The sequence below is a fragment of the Paraburkholderia sp. SIMBA_054 genome, assembly GCF_046534875.1.
GTDB lineage: Bacteria > Pseudomonadota > Gammaproteobacteria > Burkholderiales > Burkholderiaceae > Paraburkholderia > Paraburkholderia hospita.
Map to the genome: position 1 here is coordinate 1 of NZ_JAWRXV010000105.1, position 17,610 is coordinate 17,610.

The 17,610-nt window shown below is 60.4% G+C and carries 16 protein-coding genes and 1 pseudogene; 5 read left to right on the forward strand and 12 right to left on the reverse strand.

From position 1 onward, the window contains the following. A partial coding sequence (locus SB822_RS52390) for a UvrD-helicase domain-containing protein (RefSeq protein ID WP_410858489.1) occupies nt 1-1,217 on the reverse strand: 1,217 nt, incomplete at its 3' end. Nucleotides 1,218-1,549: 332 nt separating this feature from the next. Then, nucleotides 1,550-1,912: a winged helix-turn-helix transcriptional regulator gene (locus tag SB822_RS52395; RefSeq protein WP_007588923.1), complete on the reverse strand. Its 363-nt coding sequence runs from the start codon at nt 1,910-1,912 to the stop codon at nt 1,550-1,552. 85 nt (nt 1,913-1,997) lie between these two features. Between SB822_RS52395 and SB822_RS52400 the strand changes: the two genes are divergently transcribed. Further along, nucleotides 1,998-2,324, forward strand: coding sequence for a nuclear transport factor 2 family protein (locus tag SB822_RS52400; RefSeq protein WP_007588924.1), 327 nt, complete (start codon nt 1,998-2,000; stop codon nt 2,322-2,324). Beyond that, complete coding sequence (locus tag SB822_RS52405; RefSeq protein ID WP_007588925.1) at nt 2,324-3,166, forward strand: SDR family oxidoreductase; 843 nt, start codon at nt 2,324-2,326, stop codon at nt 3,164-3,166. The genes SB822_RS52400 and SB822_RS52405 overlap by 1 nt, the downstream gene beginning before the upstream one ends. A 589-nt stretch (nt 3,167-3,755) precedes the next feature. Here the strand turns inward: SB822_RS52405 and SB822_RS52410 are convergent. The 6 genes from SB822_RS52410 to SB822_RS52435 all read right to left on the reverse strand — a co-directional run bounded on the left by SB822_RS52410 (nt 3,756) and on the right by SB822_RS52435 (nt 10,571). Further along, nucleotides 3,756-5,177 (reverse strand): DUF2252 domain-containing protein, encoded by a 1,422-nt coding sequence (locus SB822_RS52410; protein WP_039901571.1) that lies wholly within the window; start codon nt 5,175-5,177, stop codon nt 3,756-3,758. Nucleotides 5,178-5,411: 234 nt separating this feature from the next. Then, complete coding sequence (locus SB822_RS52415; protein ID WP_086909867.1) at nt 5,412-7,154, reverse strand: SulP family inorganic anion transporter; 1,743 nt, start codon at nt 7,152-7,154, stop codon at nt 5,412-5,414. Between the two features lie 580 nt (nt 7,155-7,734). Continuing rightward, nucleotides 7,735-8,496, reverse strand: coding sequence for a DUF4239 domain-containing protein (locus SB822_RS52420; protein ID WP_007588930.1), 762 nt, complete (start codon nt 8,494-8,496; stop codon nt 7,735-7,737). Nucleotides 8,497-8,534: 38 nt separating this feature from the next. Next, the gene (locus tag SB822_RS52425; protein ID WP_007588932.1) at nt 8,535-8,807 is read right to left on the reverse strand and encodes a hypothetical protein; all 273 of its coding nucleotides are present in this window, start codon (nt 8,805-8,807) and stop codon (nt 8,535-8,537) included. A 638-nt stretch (nt 8,808-9,445) separates the two neighbouring features. Continuing rightward, nucleotides 9,446-10,114 carry a phospholipid-binding protein MlaC gene (locus tag SB822_RS52430; protein WP_007588936.1) on the reverse strand — a complete coding sequence of 223 codons (669 nt, stop codon included), beginning with the start codon at nt 10,112-10,114 and terminating at the stop codon, nt 9,446-9,448. Nucleotides 10,115-10,280: 166 nt separating this feature from the next. Beyond that, entirely contained in the window at nt 10,281-10,571 is a 291-nt protein-coding gene (locus SB822_RS52435) for a hypothetical protein (protein ID WP_007588938.1), read from the reverse strand. 765 nt (nt 10,572-11,336) lie between these two features. Here SB822_RS52435 and SB822_RS52440 point away from each other — a divergent pair. Beyond that, complete coding sequence (locus SB822_RS52440; protein ID WP_244144697.1) at nt 11,337-13,250, forward strand: SMP-30/gluconolactonase/LRE family protein; 1,914 nt, start codon at nt 11,337-11,339, stop codon at nt 13,248-13,250. A 438-nt stretch (nt 13,251-13,688) separates the two neighbouring features. Continuing rightward, complete coding sequence (locus SB822_RS52445; RefSeq protein ID WP_090839055.1) at nt 13,689-15,659, forward strand: alkaline phosphatase family protein; 1,971 nt, start codon at nt 13,689-13,691, stop codon at nt 15,657-15,659. 83 nt (nt 15,660-15,742) lie between these two features. Here SB822_RS52445 and SB822_RS52450 read toward each other — a convergent pair whose 3' ends face one another. From SB822_RS52450 to SB822_RS52460, 3 genes are all read right to left on the reverse strand, one after another. After that, a complete protein-coding gene (locus tag SB822_RS52450) occupies nt 15,743-15,907 on the reverse strand; it encodes a hypothetical protein (RefSeq protein WP_158660509.1) in 165 nt (54 codons plus the stop codon). A 312-nt stretch (nt 15,908-16,219) separates the two neighbouring features. Then, nucleotides 16,220-16,528: a HigA family addiction module antitoxin gene (locus SB822_RS52455; protein ID WP_007588944.1), complete on the reverse strand. Its 309-nt coding sequence runs from the start codon at nt 16,526-16,528 to the stop codon at nt 16,220-16,222. A 12-nt stretch (nt 16,529-16,540) separates the two neighbouring features. Continuing rightward, complete coding sequence (locus tag SB822_RS52460) at nt 16,541-16,828, reverse strand: type II toxin-antitoxin system RelE/ParE family toxin (protein WP_007588946.1); 288 nt, start codon at nt 16,826-16,828, stop codon at nt 16,541-16,543. 92 nt (nt 16,829-16,920) lie between these two features. Between SB822_RS52460 and SB822_RS52465 the strand changes: the two genes are divergently transcribed. Then, nucleotides 16,921-17,442 carry a DUF1376 domain-containing protein gene (locus SB822_RS52465; protein ID WP_236674126.1) on the forward strand — a complete coding sequence of 174 codons (522 nt, stop codon included), beginning with the start codon at nt 16,921-16,923 and terminating at the stop codon, nt 17,440-17,442. Here the strand turns inward: SB822_RS52465 and SB822_RS52470 are convergent. After that, a pseudogene (locus SB822_RS52470) lies at nt 17,406-17,610 on the reverse strand (NADP oxidoreductase coenzyme); the annotation flags it as partial. The gene SB822_RS52465 and the pseudogene SB822_RS52470 sit on opposite strands and share 37 nt — an antisense overlap.

A 17,610-nucleotide genomic window follows, 5' to 3' on the forward strand; every position in this document is an offset into this window, starting at 1 on the left:
TGCTTGATCTTGAGCAACTGATTGGCGACGCGAGTGGCCTCCAGGCCGTTGCGAAAGTTGGTCTTTAGCACGCGCAATCCCTGCCGCTCGGCCAGTTTCGGGTCCTTCCAGAACAGGCTCTTGACCTGGCTCCAGGAAAAGAAATTGGGGTGGACAATCTGGTTGGAATCCCCGCAGAGCATGAAATGGCCAGGCTTCTTCAGGGTTGTCAGCACGAGCGCGAGTTGCACGGTGGTGATGTCCTGCACCTCGTCAATAACCACGAAGTCGTACCGCGGCGCGGCCAGCGCTTGCCAGTCGTGGGCGACAAGATTCAGGTCGTAGAGCTTTGCCTCGGCCAGCCAGGCGCGATACTTCTCAAACAGATTGTAGAGTTGGTCGCGCCGTTCTACGGGAAAGATCGATTGACGCACCCCCAGTGCTTGATACTCGTCACGCGACAGGACACCGCCCGACCCGGCAGCAATCACGCCGCGAATCTCCTCGAAAGCCTGGTGGGCTTCGACATCCTTGAAGTTCTGCCGTATACGGGAGTGCCAGCCCGCAAAGTCGCGCCAGCTAGCCTCGCGTCCTGCCGGAACGCGGATCGACTCGACAAACTCCCGGTAGGACAGAAATACGGCATCCTGACCGCCATGCTCGAAACCGTTGGCGTAGTAAAGGTCGCGGGCACTCTGCGCCAGGAAGGCGGAGTGAGTGACGTAGAGGACCTCACCTTCGGCACGCTTGAGCTTTTCAAGCGTCAGTGCGGTCTTGCCGCTGCCAGCGCTGCCGACCACAACCAAGGGAGGTGGTCGTCGGTAAATGGTCTCCTGCGTGTCATCAAACGAGATCGGTTTGTCGAGCAGGTGAATGCCGGTACGCTCGGGATGAAGGTAGCGCAGGGCTTGCGCCTCCCTGATGGCGTCATCAGCGCTGATGTCTGGAATTTTGCTCTCGTCAATCGCCGCGCCGCGCAGGAAACGTGACTTATCGTAGGCGTGATTGGCGATCACTTCCAGCATCAGTGCGCAGACTTCATCCCCGTGGCGCACCAGCGAGAACAACAGCCGGTCGGCGTCATCCAGCTTCGCCCGGTAGAACTTGCCGTGGCTGAGATTGGCGAGCTTCTTGACTTGGGCAGCACGGAAGTCGTGGCGAGCGATGGCCGCGGACACCTTGTCATAGCTGGCCTTGACGCGTGAGGTGTCGAGGCCTGTGTATTCGAGAATCTTCATGAGGCGATGAGGTCGAAGACAAGTGCAAGAGCAAGAATTCTCTCATGGCCGTCGGGCCTGCCAACCTCTATAGCAAGTTTTCCGGTCATTCTTGAACGGCAGTTATCCGACCTGAACCGGACGCCCTTTGACAGAGTATTCCTTCATGCTGAATGACGGGTTTTGGAGTGGCGGATCGCTGACGCGGTCCGACCATACCGCGACCCGACGGCGTGACTCCGAAAACGTTGGGAGAGCACCCCAAAACCGATGCAGACGCATCCGTTGACTTGCAGCAGACACCTCGTCGACGACCCACAGAATTCGAATTCAGGAAAACAGGTCAGCCAGCCTCAGGCACGCACGTTCGACGCAGCCGATGGAAAGTCCTCACGGCGCTCCGCCCATTTCAGGATCGCATCCAGTGCCGGGCACAGCGCCTGCCCCCAATCGGTCAGGCGGTAGTCCACCTTCGGCGGCACCTGGTGATAGACCGTGCGCGTCACAATGCCGTCCTCTTCGAGGCGGCGTAGCTGCTGCGCAAGCATTTTTTGCGTGATGCCGGGGATCAGCCTCTCGAGGTCCGAAAAGCGTCGCACCTGACCACCGAAAAGGTGAAACAGGATGACCAGCTTCCAACGTCCTTCCAGCAGCTTGAATGCGGCTTCGACGTCGATCGCGGCGGTCGTGGGGGTGTAGGTTTTTCGGTTGGGCACGGCTCACTTACTTTTTAGTGCGTTCTTGCGATGTGGTAACTATAGCGCCATCATTGGGACATGCATGACGTTCAGGAAAAGTCCGATGAACATGACCCTGCCGCCGCCACTGGATGCCTATCTGAACGCAGAAACCACCAGCGACACCGCTCCTCTCGCGAACTGCTTCGCTGCCGATGCCGTCGTGCGCGACGAGGGCCGCACTATCGAGGGGCTCGAAGCCATCCAGGCCTGGAAGAAAGACGCCAAAGCCAGGTACCAGTACAACGTCGAGCCGTTGGACTTGTCCCAGGATGGCGCCGCCGTGACGATGCGCGCCAGGCTCACCGGCACCTTCCCCGGTAGCCCGGTCGAGCTGACCTACACGTTTGTCCTGGCCGGCGGCAAGATCGCGTCTCTGGAGATTCACTGATGAGCGCCGCATCCGAACTTCAGGGCCTTCGGGCGCTCGTCACAGGCGGGACCAAAGGCATCGGTAAAGCCGTTGTCGCACGCCTTTGCGAGGCGGGCGCGAACGTCCTCGCGACGGCACGTTCGCGTTCCGACGACCTTACCGAAGAAAGGTTCATCGGTGCGGACATCACGACGGCCGAGAGCTGTAAAACCATTGTCGACGCCGTGCTCGACCGGCTCGGCGGCGTCGATATAATCGTGCACGTGGCGGGTGGCTCATCTGCGCCGGCGGGTGGCTTCAGGGCGCTCGACGACGACGAATGGAACAAGGCATTGAGCCTGAACCTGTTCCCGGCAGTACGCATCGATCGCGCGCTGTTGCCCTCGATGGTCGAGCAGCGCTCGGGCGTCATCATCCACGTCACGTCGATCCAGCGGCAGTTACCGTTGCCGGAAGCAACGATTGCCTATGCCGCCGCCAAGGCTGCCCTGTCGAACTACAGCAAAGCCCTGTCCAGGGAAGTCAGTCCGAAAGGCGTTCGGGTCGTGCGTGTCTCCCCGGGCTGGGTCGAGACGGATGCAGCCGCGAGTCTCGTTGCTGAGATCGCCCGGCAGAACGGCATCGACACGGAAGGCGCCCGCAAGATCATCATGGATTCGCTCGGGGGCATTCCTCTCGGCCGGCCATGCTCCTCCCGGGAAGTGGCAGAACTCATCGGTTTCCTCGTCTCCGCGCGGGCCAGCGCCATCACCGGCACTGAGTACGTCATCGAGGGCGGAACTGTTCCGACACGTGATCTGAGCCGCTTGTCGGTGGACGTCGACGTGCTTCGGCGTACGCGTAGCGCGTTTCGCAGGTAGCTGTTCGCGGTTCCCGTTCTGGCGCCGGCCGGCCTTCACGTGGTGTGCCCGCCCAATGAACCTCTGCTTTTCTGCAGCACGGCCACCCGTGGTGGGCCGGGCATTATTCACCGGCCTCATCGCACCTGGACATCAGGTCACACAGCAGGTCACCCTTCGTCCGCAATTCGCGATGCCATGGAATGGCGGACAACAAGCTCAGAGCGCGATCAGCGACCGTCTCATGTCGAGCCGGGAGCGGACCCGCGAAAGCTTCCTCAGAATGGCTCAAGCTTGCCGAACCCGGAAATACGAGGTCGCCTCGAACACCGCGATCCCTGGTTGAAAGCCGAACTTCCGTAGACGATCCTCAACGGACAGTGGACTAGGCGCTACCAAATCGGCCGCTTCCCGGGTACAACGGTCATTCACTCCTTCGAAACGCTCGGCCAGGCCATAGGCCGTACCTGCGATTCACGCCCCCTATCGACCTCCGACGCAGAGCTCGTCATGGCGGTGAATGCGGTGACCGACCCGGCCAGTGCGGTGGCGGTACCGAACCAGCTCCCAAAGCGAATATTTGCCCAGAAATGAATAGGACCGTCCCCGCCTAGTCCTCTATCGTCGCCTCGATCCGGCCCTCTCTGATAGCACGGACGAACTCCCGATAATCACGTCGGTTCTGGGAGCTGTACTCAGTCGCGAACTCGGCGACCGCGTCGTCGAAGGTCTGCCCGGAACCCATATACCCGGCCATCATCGCCGCATCACCGGAGCGCGCATGCGCACGGGCCAGAGCATGCGCGCACATCCGCGCATACTGCCGCAACATCCCCGTATCCCAGTCCTCGATCACGACGGACATCTTCATGTCGCGCAGCTGACGAAGATAGAAGTCGCGGCCGTTCTTTCCACGGGTCCAACCGAGGAACACGTCGCTGGCCGACTGCATGATGCGCTGGCCTGCTATGACACGCTGGCCATGATTGGGATGCTGGCTCTTCCCCGCATAGGGTTCGAGCACCGACGCCCTTGCCTCCTTTACCTGGAGGAAGAGTGGGTCGTTGTCCGCCGCCATGAACAGACCCACAGCGCACATCGTGCCGACGCTGCCCACGCCCACCACCTTGATCGCCAGATCGACGAAGTAGAACCTGTCAAACAGCGTGCGGACATGCTCCGGCAAGCTCTCGCGATACGAGGCGATGGCTTCGGCATACCCCGATTCGATACCGGGGGCCTGTTGTTCCGTCGGATGAAAGATCAGCGGTAGCTCGTCCCTGATCCTGGGCGCGCTACCTTCCTGCGCGACCAGCTTCGGATACAGATGGTCAGGCACCGTCTTGCGCCTTTCCACTTCGATCCGGTCCGCTATCCGCTTGCGCGCGGCTTCCACGGCAGCAGGATCGCCCGTGCGATCCTTGTACTTTTGCAGGTCGATTCTGTCGTACCAGACATCGAGAGCCCGCATCCCCGCGTAATCATGCATCCGCTCGCGGTATTCGCGGACGAGATCCATGGCCACGCCTGCCGCGTCGCTGTTGGGAAGCTCCAGATGTTTCGCTGCGATCACCACACTCGCCGCGAGCCGCTTGAGGTCCCACTCAAATGGGGCCGGCAGCGTCTCGTCCAGATCGTTGATGTCGAAGATTACGTTGCGCTCCGGCGTTGCGAAGCCGCCGAAGTTCATCAGGTGTGCATCGCCGCACGCCTGCACACGAATCCCGCTTGTGGGCGTCGTGGCGAGATCGGCAGCCATCAGCGCCGCCGCACCACGATAGAAGGCAAATGGCGACGCAGACATGCGTCCGAAGCGGATCGGGATCAGCTCCATGATGCGGCCTTCATTGGAGTCGCCAAGGAGTTGGACCGGGTCACGGCGATCCTCAGGCGGCTTCCATCCCGCCTGCGACGCGCGCGACACCGTGTCGCGCAGCGCCCGCCCTTTAGCCGCGCGCTCATCAGCGGTCAAGTAAGGGGTTTCTGTTCGAGCTGCGGCACTCGGGTGCTTCCGCGTAACAGCTTTGTCCATAACCTCTCTCCCTTCTGTGTTTGCTGGCGCAACCTGCCGCACGCTCGACTGGCCAACGCCCGATGACGACCGATTTCTTCACTTCCCCGACTGGCCTCAGCAATCAGTCAAGCGGCTTGAGGGGAAAGCGTCAGATTTCCGAGAAGGGGCGAGCCGCGCTTTCCCAACGCGTTCAGATAGATGCTTTCGTCGTAGCGTCCGCCATGTCACCACGTCATGGCCTGCGTTTCTGGTTCATGCCGGCGCGCCCATTCCCATGCCGCCCTGAGAATCGTCAATCGCATCGGCCACCGAGACGCGGCGTCCTAAATGGCCGACGCGGTCCTCCAGTCCTTCGGCACGAAGGATATCCCGCACCTCGGCGTGTGCTGCGACGAGTTGCAACCCGATCCCCTCTGCCTGCAGTGCCTCGTGCAACGTCGCCAGCATGCGCGCGCCGGCGAGGTCCACGACGGGTGATGTGGATAGATCCCATATCACCAGCCTGACCGGTCCGGTGGTCGAGCGGATCTTTTGCCAGACCGCAGCGCGCACGTGCTCGACATTGAAGTAAAGCAGCGACGCCTCGACGCGGCATACCAGCACACCCGGAACGGGCTCGTTGTCCGGGTGACGCTCGATGTCGGAGTAAATCCGGGTGCCAGCGATGCGGCCGAGGAAGGCCACATGCGGATGCGCGGCGCGCCGTATGAGCAGCAACATCGAGACGAGCACCGCCACCATTACGCCCTTCAGGATGCCCAGCAGCAGCACGGCGGCGAAAGCAACCATTGCTACGCAGAATTCGTAGCGGCTTACCCGCCAGACGTGGCGCAGTTCCCGAATGTCGATCAATCCCTTGACGGCAACCAGCACGATCGCCGCGAGAACCACATTGGGCAGGTTGCTCAGCAAGTCAGTCAGGTACATCAGACACAGACCGATCGTGACCGACGCGAAAACCAGCGCGAGCGGTGTTTTGGCGCCGGCCTTGTCGTTCACCGAGGACTGCGACAGGCCTCCGGCTACCGGGTAGGCGCGGAAGAGCCCCGCGGCCAGATTCGCCGCGCCCAGGCCTAGCAGTTCCTGACGCGGATCAATCTCGTAGCCGTTCGCCTGCGCCAGTGCGCGCGCGGCGGAAACGCTTTCGACGTACGACAGCAACAGACAGGCGAACGCCAACGGAATCACGCCGTCCACATCGCGCACCCGCAGCCCCGGCAGGCGGAACTCAGGCAACCCTTGCGGTATCGCGCCGACGACCTTGAAGCCGAGACCACCCAGTTGAGTGACTGACAGCAGAATGATGGAAATCACCACCACGAATAGCGCGACCGGGCGGCCCGGCAGGAATTTTTCGCCCAACAGCAGCATGGCGATCGCGGCAAGACCGAAAGCAAGCACGGCGAGGTTCGTATCAGAGATCTGGCCGGCAAGGACGACGACGCGTTCGAAGAAGTTCTCCCCGCCACCCTTGACTCCGAACAGCTTCGGCAATTGAGTCAAGGCGATCGTCAGCGCAGCGCCAGCCTTGAAGCCGAGCAGTATCGTTTCGCTGATGAAGTTGACGAGCGAACTCAGCCGCAGCAGCCACGCCAGCACACACATGCCTCCGACGAGCAACGCCGTCAGCGCCGCAATGGACGCCCAGCGGGCTGGATCACCGTCTGCCATGTTCGCAACGGTTACCCCGACGAGCAACGAGATTGCGGAGGTGGGTCCAATTGCAAGCTGGCGCGACGAGCCAAATAGCGCGTAGAACAGCCCGCCTACCAGATAGCAGTAAATGCCGTACTGCGGCGGCAGCCCGGCGAGCGACGCGTAGGCGAGAGACACCGGAATACCGTAGGCAGCGAGCGTCACCCCGGCTATCGCGTCGTGCGCCAACCATTGCGGACGATAGGCGGCCAGCCACTGTGCCGGGGGGAACACCGCGCGCCACCCGCGCACGGAATCACCGCTCGTGACTTTGCCGGCGTTGGGAGGTACTTCGCTCACGGGCTCGCCTCCTTTGCGAAAGTCGATTCAACAAGGAAACTGCGCAAACAAAACACTCGGGGTGCGAACGCCTTCATGCTATTGCCTGTTTCCACACCCCTAGTGTAGGGCGTCCGGTGGACAAGGAAATTGGACCTTGGTCCTAGTAAGGAGGGCAGGAGGGGGCCCCCGTATCATTTTTGCGCGCGCTCGCACCGCGCACGCTTCAATGGCCGGGTGAGGCAGTGGCCTTGGAGTGACTTCTTTGTGGCGAGGACCAGCCGCTCAAAAGGGAAGTTCTTTGTCTCCGTTAATGACAGCTTGTGGCCGGGTGCAGTCTCACGCAATGCGCATATTTCGCCCCGACTGTGGCTGCCGGCGATCGGCGGCACGCGACCCCAAGCGGCCCTTCACGTCAACTATCGTGTACGACCGTTGCGTAATCCTGAGCCGCCGTTCACCCGCCTCTTAGTCCTTGCCGCGTTGGACAGTTGCGTCGGCCAAGTTGCGTAAGCGCTGACGCCCATTCACGGGTGACATTACGCTTCAACCCTCTGGTCGGCAGGCTTGTGCCGAGACTCCCGCGCTGGGCTCCACGCAGCTACTGACCAAGCATGGCGAGCGCGTTGCGCATCGGAGCAAGTGAGACTGCAATCAGCCCCGCGAGCGGCGAGTTCATTTCCAGTATCAGGCAAATTGCCATGGAAGTGGATAACGCGCCCAGAAACAATGCTGCAATGACCGTGCCGTTGGCGGAGGCGAACACCCCAAACGCGCCGAAAATGATGGAAAGCCACAACACCAGTGCTACCAGCAGCGGTATGGGGAGTGAACTCGCCTCCTGCAGCAGCGCCAGCCCGCGCACGGCCAGCGCTTCATCGGCAATCTGGATGGCGCTCGTCTGCAGCTGACGCTGCTCTTCGTTACGCGGCGAGAGTTCTTTCAGCTTGTGCTGAAGGCCTTCCGCCCGTTTTAACGACTGGATGCTGCCCGCTGCTGATACCTGCGCAGGGTCGCGGGAAGCGAGTATCTGAATCCACGTGCTGTAGTTCTGCTTAAGCAGGTCACGGACCTCATGCGTTTCAGGTCCATATTGGGCCAGCACGCGATCGAGGCGAACGATGTTAGCGGCATTGTGCACAAGCTCACTATTCACTGTATCGAATGAGCTTTTCGCCGACGAGATCAGCAGGCCAAGCACCAACGCGGCCATCGTCGCGATCAGACCGGTCGCCAGCTTCACGACACCGACTGAATCATCGTCAAGGTGATGCTCCGGCAGCATGGCATGCACGTACAAGCCAAGCAGCGCGCCGCTGAATACGCATACAAACACGATCAATGCGACAACGACGTCGCTCACAGTTCAATCCTCGGTCTCTCGTGGCACCCTGTCGACGGTCAGGGGATCATGCCGCACTCAAACATCTTGTTGAGGATCGGCGCTGCCACCCTGTTGATGAACGCGGTGCGCATCTGTGGATCGTCGCGCAGCATCTGCACGGCCTGCTGTTCTCTCTCGGGCTTTGGCTTGCCCTGTTTTTCGGCTCTCTCATGCCACAGTTGCTCACAGGACGATTGCTGGTACTTTTGCACGAGGTTGTCGGCCATCATGTCCATAATCGGATATTGCTGTGCGATGGCACTGCCCGCGAACAGCAGGGCTGGCACCATCGCAAATCTCAAGAGACGCCTGTTCACGGGTCTGCCCTCATATCTTCATCAACGGGTCATCAGTGAGGAAAAGCGCCCGAATCGTCTCGTCCGTAAGGATGGCCTGGTTCTTGACGTCGTCCGGGTGCGCACGATCCACGGCAATTGCTCAAAGGTTAGTTTACGTGACCAGTGGGGGATGCCGATATTGCACCTTGGTCCTATATCGGCTCAATAGGGCGCATCGCCTGTCGCCGGTGCGCGATCGTTTTCATCCGGATCGGAGGAGTAGCGCTGGGTCGATTGCGCCAATTCGTGCCACATCGAAGCGAACAATCCAGACCGGCTGATTTTTGAAAGCAGTGAATGATTTTTTTGTGGCCGAAATTCCGTCGGGGGCCAATCTGCGCAAATGCCTCCTGTATGAACAGTTCGGACACGCGGAAGTGCAGATTCCTCAATCAGCCACGGGCAGCTTGTGGCAACCTGCGGCCGACCCACGGACGTTTGGCATGAAGCACGTATGCCAGCTTGTCGGTAAATGGAGAAGACGCGAGCGAGCCAGCCAGCACGGGAGCCAGTCGAGCCCCCTCACTAAACAGGTTAAAGGCTCGTCGCCATGGGCACGTCGAGACCTACATCGAGAATCCGCCACGCGGTCACTGATTGCCAGACGTAAGTTGCTTGTTGCGGTCGGTGAGATATTGGATCAGCCCGTCGACGCCGCTTTGCTGGATCTTGTCGCTGAATTGCGTACGGTATGTCTGGATCAGCCACGCGCCGAGCACGTTCATGTCATAGACGCGCCAACCCTGCGGTGATTTGTACAGCCGGTAGTCGATCTGCATTTGACCGTTTTTGCCTGGCGCGACCGTGCGCACCACGGCGTCGGTGCCGCTCGACTCGGCGGGCGAAGGCAGGTATTCGAATTTCTGATCCGTGTTGATCAGCGCGAGCGCGCCGGAATACGTGCGGATAAGCAGCTGCTTGAACTGCTCGATCACCTGGTCCTGTTGCTCGAGTGTCGCGGTGCGCCAGAAGCGGCCCATCGCGTACTGCGTGGTGCGGCGAATGTCGACGTATGGGAGGATGTCCCGGTTCACGATAATCATGATGCGCGGAATGTCGTCCGGCGTGAGCGCCTGCTTGCGCACCTCGTCCAGGATTTGCTGCGTCACGGTTTGGATGAGTATCTGCGGGTCGGTCTGGTCGTTGATTTGAGTGGACCAAGCGTGCTCAGGCGCGCACAGCGACCCGATGCCGGCCGCAATGGCCAGCGATGCGACGAACGCGGAACGGACAATGGTGCTTCGGCGGAAGTGCTTCATCGCAAACCTCGATTCCGAGAAGGGCCCGGTAGACCGCCGGAGCGGTTCGCGCGGCGTTTCGCTGCTCATGCGGCGACGCTGGCATACCGGAGCAGCCACTGAGGCCGGTTACGTACCTGCCAATCCGGTCGCCGAACTCACGCGCCGCCAGTGGCCAGCCGAAGACTTACTTCAGGTGAATGAGGACTGATCCCTCCGATACTTCTGGCGCGGTCGCGCCGGTGTCTCCGGCGTTTTTGGCGATCCAGTCCTTCGCCTTTTGCACGCTTTCATCAATGCCTGCCTTGTCCTGGCAAACAGTCACCGAGAATCCGCCATCGCCGCCGCGTGCGAGGGTGTAGCCGACAAAGCCTTTGACCGAACGCATCAGTTCTTCGACGTCAGCCGTGCGCTTCTCCAGCAGATCGAATAACTCCTTTGCACCCTTTCCGGAATACCGCCTTATAACAGTCTGCATGATTGGGGCCTCCTGTTTGATGGGCCAGCGAGACGAGCATCCGCACGAACAATGTGTGCAGCGTGTAACTGCTCTTTTCGACAGCGTTTAGTGCGTGGAAGAAATTGAGAAGGCCGCGCGCCTGATTTCCGCGACCCATATCAAGTGTAGTCACCGTGCCTTCGTAGTAAACCTGAGAAGCGGTTGCAAAATCCTCGTACCTTCAGCCAACGTCCGCAATTGGCCGGCCAAGCCCGGAAGTTCGGCAGCCCGCCGTGTCTGGTCCGACGCCCCTCGTCCGCGAACTTCGATAGTCGGCCCTTACCGCACCTTCGTTCGCGAGAAATCACCCGCTCGCGGGCCACGCTTGCGACCCCGATCCGCCAGGTGGCACGTGAACGCTCATCCACCTCGCGGACCGGCTGAAAGCGCTGCTCGGGCTGGGGTCTAGCACGTTTGCCTGTACTGGAAACGGCGAACAGCTCAACCTTTTCCGCACCTCGCCGATATACCGCTCGAACGCAGCGTTGAGTTGGACAGACGCGACACGCGGCGAGTGGACAAGGACAGTTTCCTGAGAAACGTCGCCGCGCACGCTTCGAAGACGACCCTTCCCGATCGAAGAATCTTCCAGCCCATAGCGCGCATGCCAGCACGACACGGAAGGCAGCCACAGGAGCCATCAGTCGGGCCTCATGTAAAGCCCATCAGGTTGTCAACGCTGCGAGCATGGGCCACACCGCAATTCCCCAATTCACGTGCCTCAGGAGGGCACGCTTCACGATCATGAAACGAATCTATGCCACGTTCCTCGTCGCACTGCTGATCGCTACGCTTGCGCCGGAGTGCCAGGGACAGTACGCCACCGACTGGGTGGCGAACACGTTTGGGACCAACGCTAATCGCGTGGGTAGCGTCGCGCGCTCCATGTGGATAGCGCCCGAAGGCGTCATCTACACGGCTTCCATGTGGGACGAAAACGAAGGGGGTGTCGCGATATACCAGAACGGCCAAAGCCTGGGGTCCATAGGAGGTCACGGCGATTTTCAGGGCGGCGCCATTACGGGTAATGCAACTTCGATCTTCGCCGCTCTGCATTTCAATGCGACTTACGGCAGCGGTACGGTGGCGCGGTACAACCGGACCACCCAAACCCGCGACTTTCTCATCCCGGTCAGCGCGACAACGACTGAGCAGCGGGCTGATGTAATCACGGGACTCGCGACGTCGGGCTCGCTCCTTTATGCGAGCGACTTTCCTGGAGATCGCGTCCGCGTCTACACCACCGACGGCGTCTGGCGGCAAGATATCGCCGTCTCAGGCCCTGGCGCGCTCGCGGTGGACAGCGCAGGAAACATTTGGGTTGCGCAAAAGAGTGCGGGCGCGATCCTCGAGTTCAATCCGGCCGGCGTGCTCCTGAACACCATCCAGATGTCTGTCGCCTCTCGACCGGCCTCGCTGTATTTCGATTCGTCGACCGGGTGTCTCATGATCGGCGACGCGGGCCCCGACATGAACATCAAGATCTATAACATCTTGGGCATTCCAATTCCGGTCAGTACATTTGGCATTCAGGGGGGATATCTCGATACGACAACGGGAATCAAAGGCCAGGTTGGCGACAAGCGTTTTACCCGCGTCACCGGCATCGGCAAAGACGCCGCCGGCAACCTGTACGTGCTCAACAACCCGTGGGGCGGGAGCTGGGACCTCGGCCGCGACGGCGGCACCGACATTCACTCCTACAACATTTTTGGCCACCTGCAATGGAAGCTTCAGTCTCTCAACTTCGAGGGGGGCGCCGCTCCAGACCCGGGTACTGACGGCACGTACTTTTATGGAGGTACCAACATCTACACCGGCACCGCCGGGGGAAGTTTCGTAGCGAACACTGTCGATCCGATCGGCTATCCCTCCGATCCACGCATCAACATCAACGATCGCTCACGCGATGAGCACTTCGGTCAACTTGCCAGCGTCGGCGCCAACCGGATTCTCGTGGCGTCCGGCCAGAATCCCGATACCTTCTATTTCTTCCACTTCAATGCTGCGAATGGCTACATCGCAATACCGGACGCCACGCTTCCAGGTACAGCGTTCCATACGACCGCACCGGTCAGGGACGGATTCTGCCTCGACAGCAAAGGAGACATCTGGGCCGGTTTGGACAAGACGAATGCCATCTGGCACTATCCGCTGACCGGCTTCGATGCCAACGGTCAGCCGGGTTGGGGAGCGGGAATTGCAACGCCCATTCCGGGCACGATCATGCCATTGACGCGGATCATCTACCTGCCGGAAAGCGATACGATGATCCTGGCACAGGGCGTTGTCGGGAGCACGGACTGGACGTCGATCGGAACGCGCATCGAGGTGTATCACGGTTGGCTCGCAGGCAACACAACGGTTCCCAATCCGGTGATCAACCTCACCAGCGCCAATCCCAAGTCGATTACGGCAGCCGGCAACTATCTTTTCGTCGGATACGTACACACCGTGCCCAACATCGATGCCTTCAATCTGACCACAGGCAGCCTGGACACCACGTTGATCAACAGCAGTCCCAATACCGTGTACATCGGCAATGACGTGGATTCGATGTACGGCCTTAGATCGTACCGTCGGTCGACCGGGGAGTACGTGATCACGAAGGACAACTACAACGGGACCAGCGTCATCATTTATCGCTGGACACCCTGATCAACAGTGCTCGTCGCGGCTACGCCCCGGCGAGCACCTCACGTCATGTCGAGTTTTTGACGTTGTTTATTTCCACAGGCAGCGTTCGACAGGAAAATCCGCGCGTCCTTCCGGACCGCTAGCCGAACTCGTGAACTCGTTCAGAGCGTTTGCCGAAGCCTGGTTTTATGCTACGGGCATATTTCGACCCTGAAGAGACCTTTGCCATCATCGTCGTCCAGTCCAGCGGCTCTGGGCGAATTATGCGATGTGAATTTCAACGAAAGTAATTCGTTAGCAAATTCACACGCCATCGACTTCTTTTTGTCCCTATACCGTCATTGCCTCCCGATATTTTCTTTCCGTCGTAACGCTTTGTAAGAGAGACAGCGTCTCCATGCAGGGAGCTGTCCGTCGTTTCCACACGCCACATTACCGATTGCTCGTCCGAGTAACGTCATGGAGGCGTTCGTGAAAAAAATTGTCGATGTAATTAGCATACCAACATTTAGAGGCGGCTTACTTTGCGGCGCCGTTTCCGTCGCGCTTGCCGCAGCTATCTATCCGGCTGTCGCGCAAAGCGAGCAGCAGGCCGCGGTAGCGGCTGCGGGAGTGAAGACGGCGTCGCCGATCAAGCATGTCATCGTGGTGGTCGGCGAGAACCGCACGTTCGATCACGTATTCGGCGCTTACACGCCGCGCCAGGGGCAGACGGTTGCGAACCTGCTGTCGAAGGGCATCATCACAGCCGACGGCAGCCCGGGCCCGAACTTCGCGCTGGCCACGCAATACACGGCCAGTGCGACCGACCCGAAGCGCTTCGAGATGGCGCCTGGCGGCAAGCAGCCATATTCGGTGCTGCCAGCACCGAATACCGGCGGTACGGCAAGCGCGCCGAGTGATACCAGTCCGCCTCCGTTCGCCACGCTCGCCGCGGCGCAGGCCACCGAGGGCGCAATGATAGAGCCTTGGGACGTCGTGCACCTGACCACCGGTGCGAGCGGTTTGCCGACGCATAGCGTCGATACGCGTTTCGGCCCGAACACGTATAACCTGCCGAACGGACCGTATCAGATCTCTCGTGTCGGTCCCGACTATGACCAGTACATCAACAGCCCGGTGCACCGCTTCTACCAGAATTGGCAACAGGCCGATTGCAGCCTCGATCACGCCACGCTCGATAATCCGAGCGGTTGCCAGATGGATCTGTTCGCGTGGGTCGAGACGTCGGTGGGCGCCGGTTCGAACGGCAAGCCGCAGCCCGCGAACTTCAACGACGAGACGACTGGCGAAGGAGCGACCGCGCTCGGCTACTACAACGTGAATACCGGCGACATGCCGTATTTCACGCATCTCGCGCGCCAATTCACGATCAGCGATAACTATCACCAGCCGGTGATGGGCGGCACGGGCGCAAACAGCATCATGATCGGCACCGCCGATGCGCTCTACTACACGGACGGCAGCGGCAATGCCGCGAAGCCGCCGGCGGATCAGATCGAGAATCCACTGCCGCAGCCGAACACCAACAACTGGTATACGCAGGACGGCTATTCGGGCGGTTCGTACACTAACTGCTCGGACAGTCATCAGCCCGGCGCCGGCACCCTGCGCCACTACCTCGACCGTCTGCCGTACAAGCCGGACGCGAAGTGCGCGCCGAACACGTATTACCTGCTGAACAACTACAACCCCGGCTACAACGGGGACGGCACGGTCAATACGAGCGCATTCACGATCCCGCCGTCACCGGTGCGGACGATTGCCGATACTCTGAACGGGAAGAGCATTTCGTGGAAGTACTACGGTGAAGGCTGGAATACGTTCGTCAAGACGCCGGCCACGAGTGTCTACTGCAATATCTGCAACCCGTTCCTGTATGAAACCGCGATCATGACGAACCCCGCGCTCGTCCAGGCGCACCTGCAGGACACAACCGATCTGTACGCGGACATTGCGAACGGCACGCTGCCGGCGGTTTCGTTCGTGAAGCCGGGCGGTCTGCTCGACGGGCACCCGGAGTCGTCAAAGTTCGGGCTCTTTGAGTCGTTTGTACACAAGCTGGTCGATAAGGTGCAACGCGACCCGAACCTGTGGGCTTCGACGGCGATCCTCGTCACGACCGACGAAGGCGGCGGCTACTACGACTCGGGCTACATCCAGCCGCTCGATTTCTTCGGCGACGGCCCGCGCATCCCGATGATCGTCGTGTCGCCATACTCGCGCGGTGGCCGTGTCGTGCACCAGTATGCAGATCACGCGTCGATCCTCAAGTTCATCGAACGGAACTGGCGTCTGAAGCCGATCACCCAGAGAAGCCGCGACAATCTGCCGAATCCGATCCAGTTGCAGACGCATCCGTACGTTCCCGTCAATGCCCCCGCAATCGGCGACCTGTTCGACGCGTTCGAGTTTCCGCGCACGCCGTAACCGCGTGGCACGGAGGGCGGTGCCGGACCCGTTCTGCTGAGCTGAAAGATTGCACCGCGCGGCCGGCCCTGGCGCGCGGTTTTTTACTTCTGGCGTTTGATTTTCCGCTCGCGCTTGCCTGCCGCCTCGAGCACAAAGATCGCCGCCACTCTCGCTATCGTGTCGCTTTTCGTCATGTCGCACCAGCGCTTGCTTCCATAGCGGGTGGAATTGAAGAGGTCGGCGCGATTTGTGCGGTTTTGCAGCAACTCAAGCGCGGTCCGAGCATGAAGGTCCGCTGTTCTATGCGAAGCGGCCGCTCGAATGACCGCGTGACGCGATGACGAATGACGGCTCCTGGCCGATTGCCGTCTCACGGAGCCGCCGTTCGCGACCGGTATGGGCGGAGTAATCCAGTGTTCTCCGTGCTTTTGCGTCCAGCTTTTGCTGGCGCTAACCAAGCGATTTACGTTTACCTGCAGCACATCACAAGTTCTCAACGTTCGTCGAAAACTGAGAACGCATTAGACTCAATAAACACCCGTCGCGGTTCAACCTCGGCCACTGTGCCGCTTAATCGATCACGCGTGCGCCAGTTCGCGCGGCTCGATTTCGCGCTCGATTTTCCGTGCAATGTCGCGCTCGGCAATCTTCATGTCGTACATGAGTTGCAGGTTCATCCACGTCTGCGCGTCGCCGCCGAAATATCGCGCCAGGCGCAATGCAGTGTCCGGCGTGATGCCGCGGCGCTCGCGCACGATGTCGTTGATCCGTCCGGCGGTAACGTGCAACGCCGTCGCCAGCGCATTCGCGCTCATGCCGAGCGGCACGAGGTATTCCTCGCGGAGGATCTCGCCTGGGTGGACCGGGCGCATACCGTTCTTGACCATATCCATTCCCCTTCAGTGGTAGTCGACGATTTCAACGTTCGTCGGGCCGTCGGCCGTCCATCCAAAGCAGATGCGCCATTGATCGTTGATCCGGATGCTGTACTGGCCGGCGCGGTCGCCCTTAAGCGCTTCGAGCCGGTTGCCCGGCGGCGACCTCAACGCGTCGAGCGTCATGGCCGCGTGGAGCAGTGTCAGCTTACGTTCGGCAACAGTCCGGATGTTCGCAAATCTCGGAACGCGGCGCCCTTCAAACAGGGCCTGTGTATCGGGGCATCGGAACGTTTGGATCATGAAAGGCATTTTATACCGCTTGCCGGCAAACGGCAAACAGGGTCGTAGCGATGAATTATTACCCACACCACATCGGCGATTTCCGCTCAGGGACGGTCAACATGAGCCGGCTCGAACGCTGGATATACCGGGACCTCCTGGACGCCTACTACGACACTGAAAAGCCGCTGCCGGCTGATCTTGATGCGGTCTGCTACAGCGTTGGCGCGAATTCCGACGAGGGGCGCCGGATTGTTGAGAACACGCCGCAGTTTGATGCGCGCACGGCGCTGGCGCGCTGGGCGGGCGTGGACCTATTGGCCGAACCCTGCCCGACACAGACCTCAATCGCTAGCCGCTCACGGAGATTATGCGGATGGCATAAACCGACCCCGAGCCGTCATTCGGGTCACCGTGTTGGCAACGGCCGCTTTCCAATTCCGAACGGACATCCGTCCGCATCACGTCTGCAGTACGGGCGCTCGCGGCCGACGGGTCGCGAGCGGCCATCATGCACTCGCTCAGAAGCGCCAACGGAATCTCGGTCAAATCACCAGCAAGCGTTTAGCGATGTGCGTGGCCGCTGTGACTTCGTCGTGAGGCGCCGCTATTTGAACTTGACGAGATCCTTGAAGATCAGTTGACCCCAGGTATTCCCCCTGCCTTGGACAAGCAAGCCGCCATCCTTGAGCGGTCCTAGCGCAATCGGCGCGAAACCGAGTTGTTCGGCCAAAACAGCGACCGGTGCCACCGCATTTTCGTCATCGCTCGACAAAAAAACGACGCGGCTTCCGCCATTCACGCTCGGATCA

What these genes read in the sequence shown, in the direction of transcription:
- SB822_RS52400 (WP_007588924.1), top strand. Translation starts at nt 1,998, where the DNA reads ATGAACATGACCCTGCCGCCGCCACTGGATGCCTATCTGAACGCAGAA.
- SB822_RS52405 (WP_007588925.1), top strand. Translation starts at nt 2,324, where the DNA reads ATGAGCGCCGCATCCGAACTTCAGGGCCTTCGGGCGCTCGTCACAGGC.
- SB822_RS52410 (WP_039901571.1), bottom strand. Translation starts at nt 5,177, where the DNA reads ATGGACAAAGCTGTTACGCGGAAGCACCCGAGTGCCGCAGCTCGAACA.
- SB822_RS52425 (WP_007588932.1), bottom strand. Translation starts at nt 8,807, where the DNA reads ATGGTGCCAGCCCTGCTGTTCGCGGGCAGTGCCATCGCACAGCAATAT.
- SB822_RS52430 (WP_007588936.1), bottom strand. Translation starts at nt 10,114, where the DNA reads ATGAAGCACTTCCGCCGAAGCACCATTGTCCGTTCCGCGTTCGTCGCA.
- SB822_RS52435 (WP_007588938.1), bottom strand. Translation starts at nt 10,571, where the DNA reads ATGCAGACTGTTATAAGGCGGTATTCCGGAAAGGGTGCAAAGGAGTTA.
- SB822_RS52440 (WP_244144697.1), top strand. Translation starts at nt 11,337, where the DNA reads ATGAAACGAATCTATGCCACGTTCCTCGTCGCACTGCTGATCGCTACG.
- SB822_RS52445 (WP_090839055.1), top strand. Translation starts at nt 13,689, where the DNA reads ATGGAGGCGTTCGTGAAAAAAATTGTCGATGTAATTAGCATACCAACA.
- SB822_RS52455 (WP_007588944.1), bottom strand. Translation starts at nt 16,528, where the DNA reads ATGGTCAAGAACGGTATGCGCCCGGTCCACCCAGGCGAGATCCTCCGC.
- SB822_RS52460 (WP_007588946.1), bottom strand. Translation starts at nt 16,828, where the DNA reads ATGCCTTTCATGATCCAAACGTTCCGATGCCCCGATACACAGGCCCTG.
- SB822_RS52465 (WP_236674126.1), top strand. Translation starts at nt 16,921, where the DNA reads ATGAGCCGGCTCGAACGCTGGATATACCGGGACCTCCTGGACGCCTAC.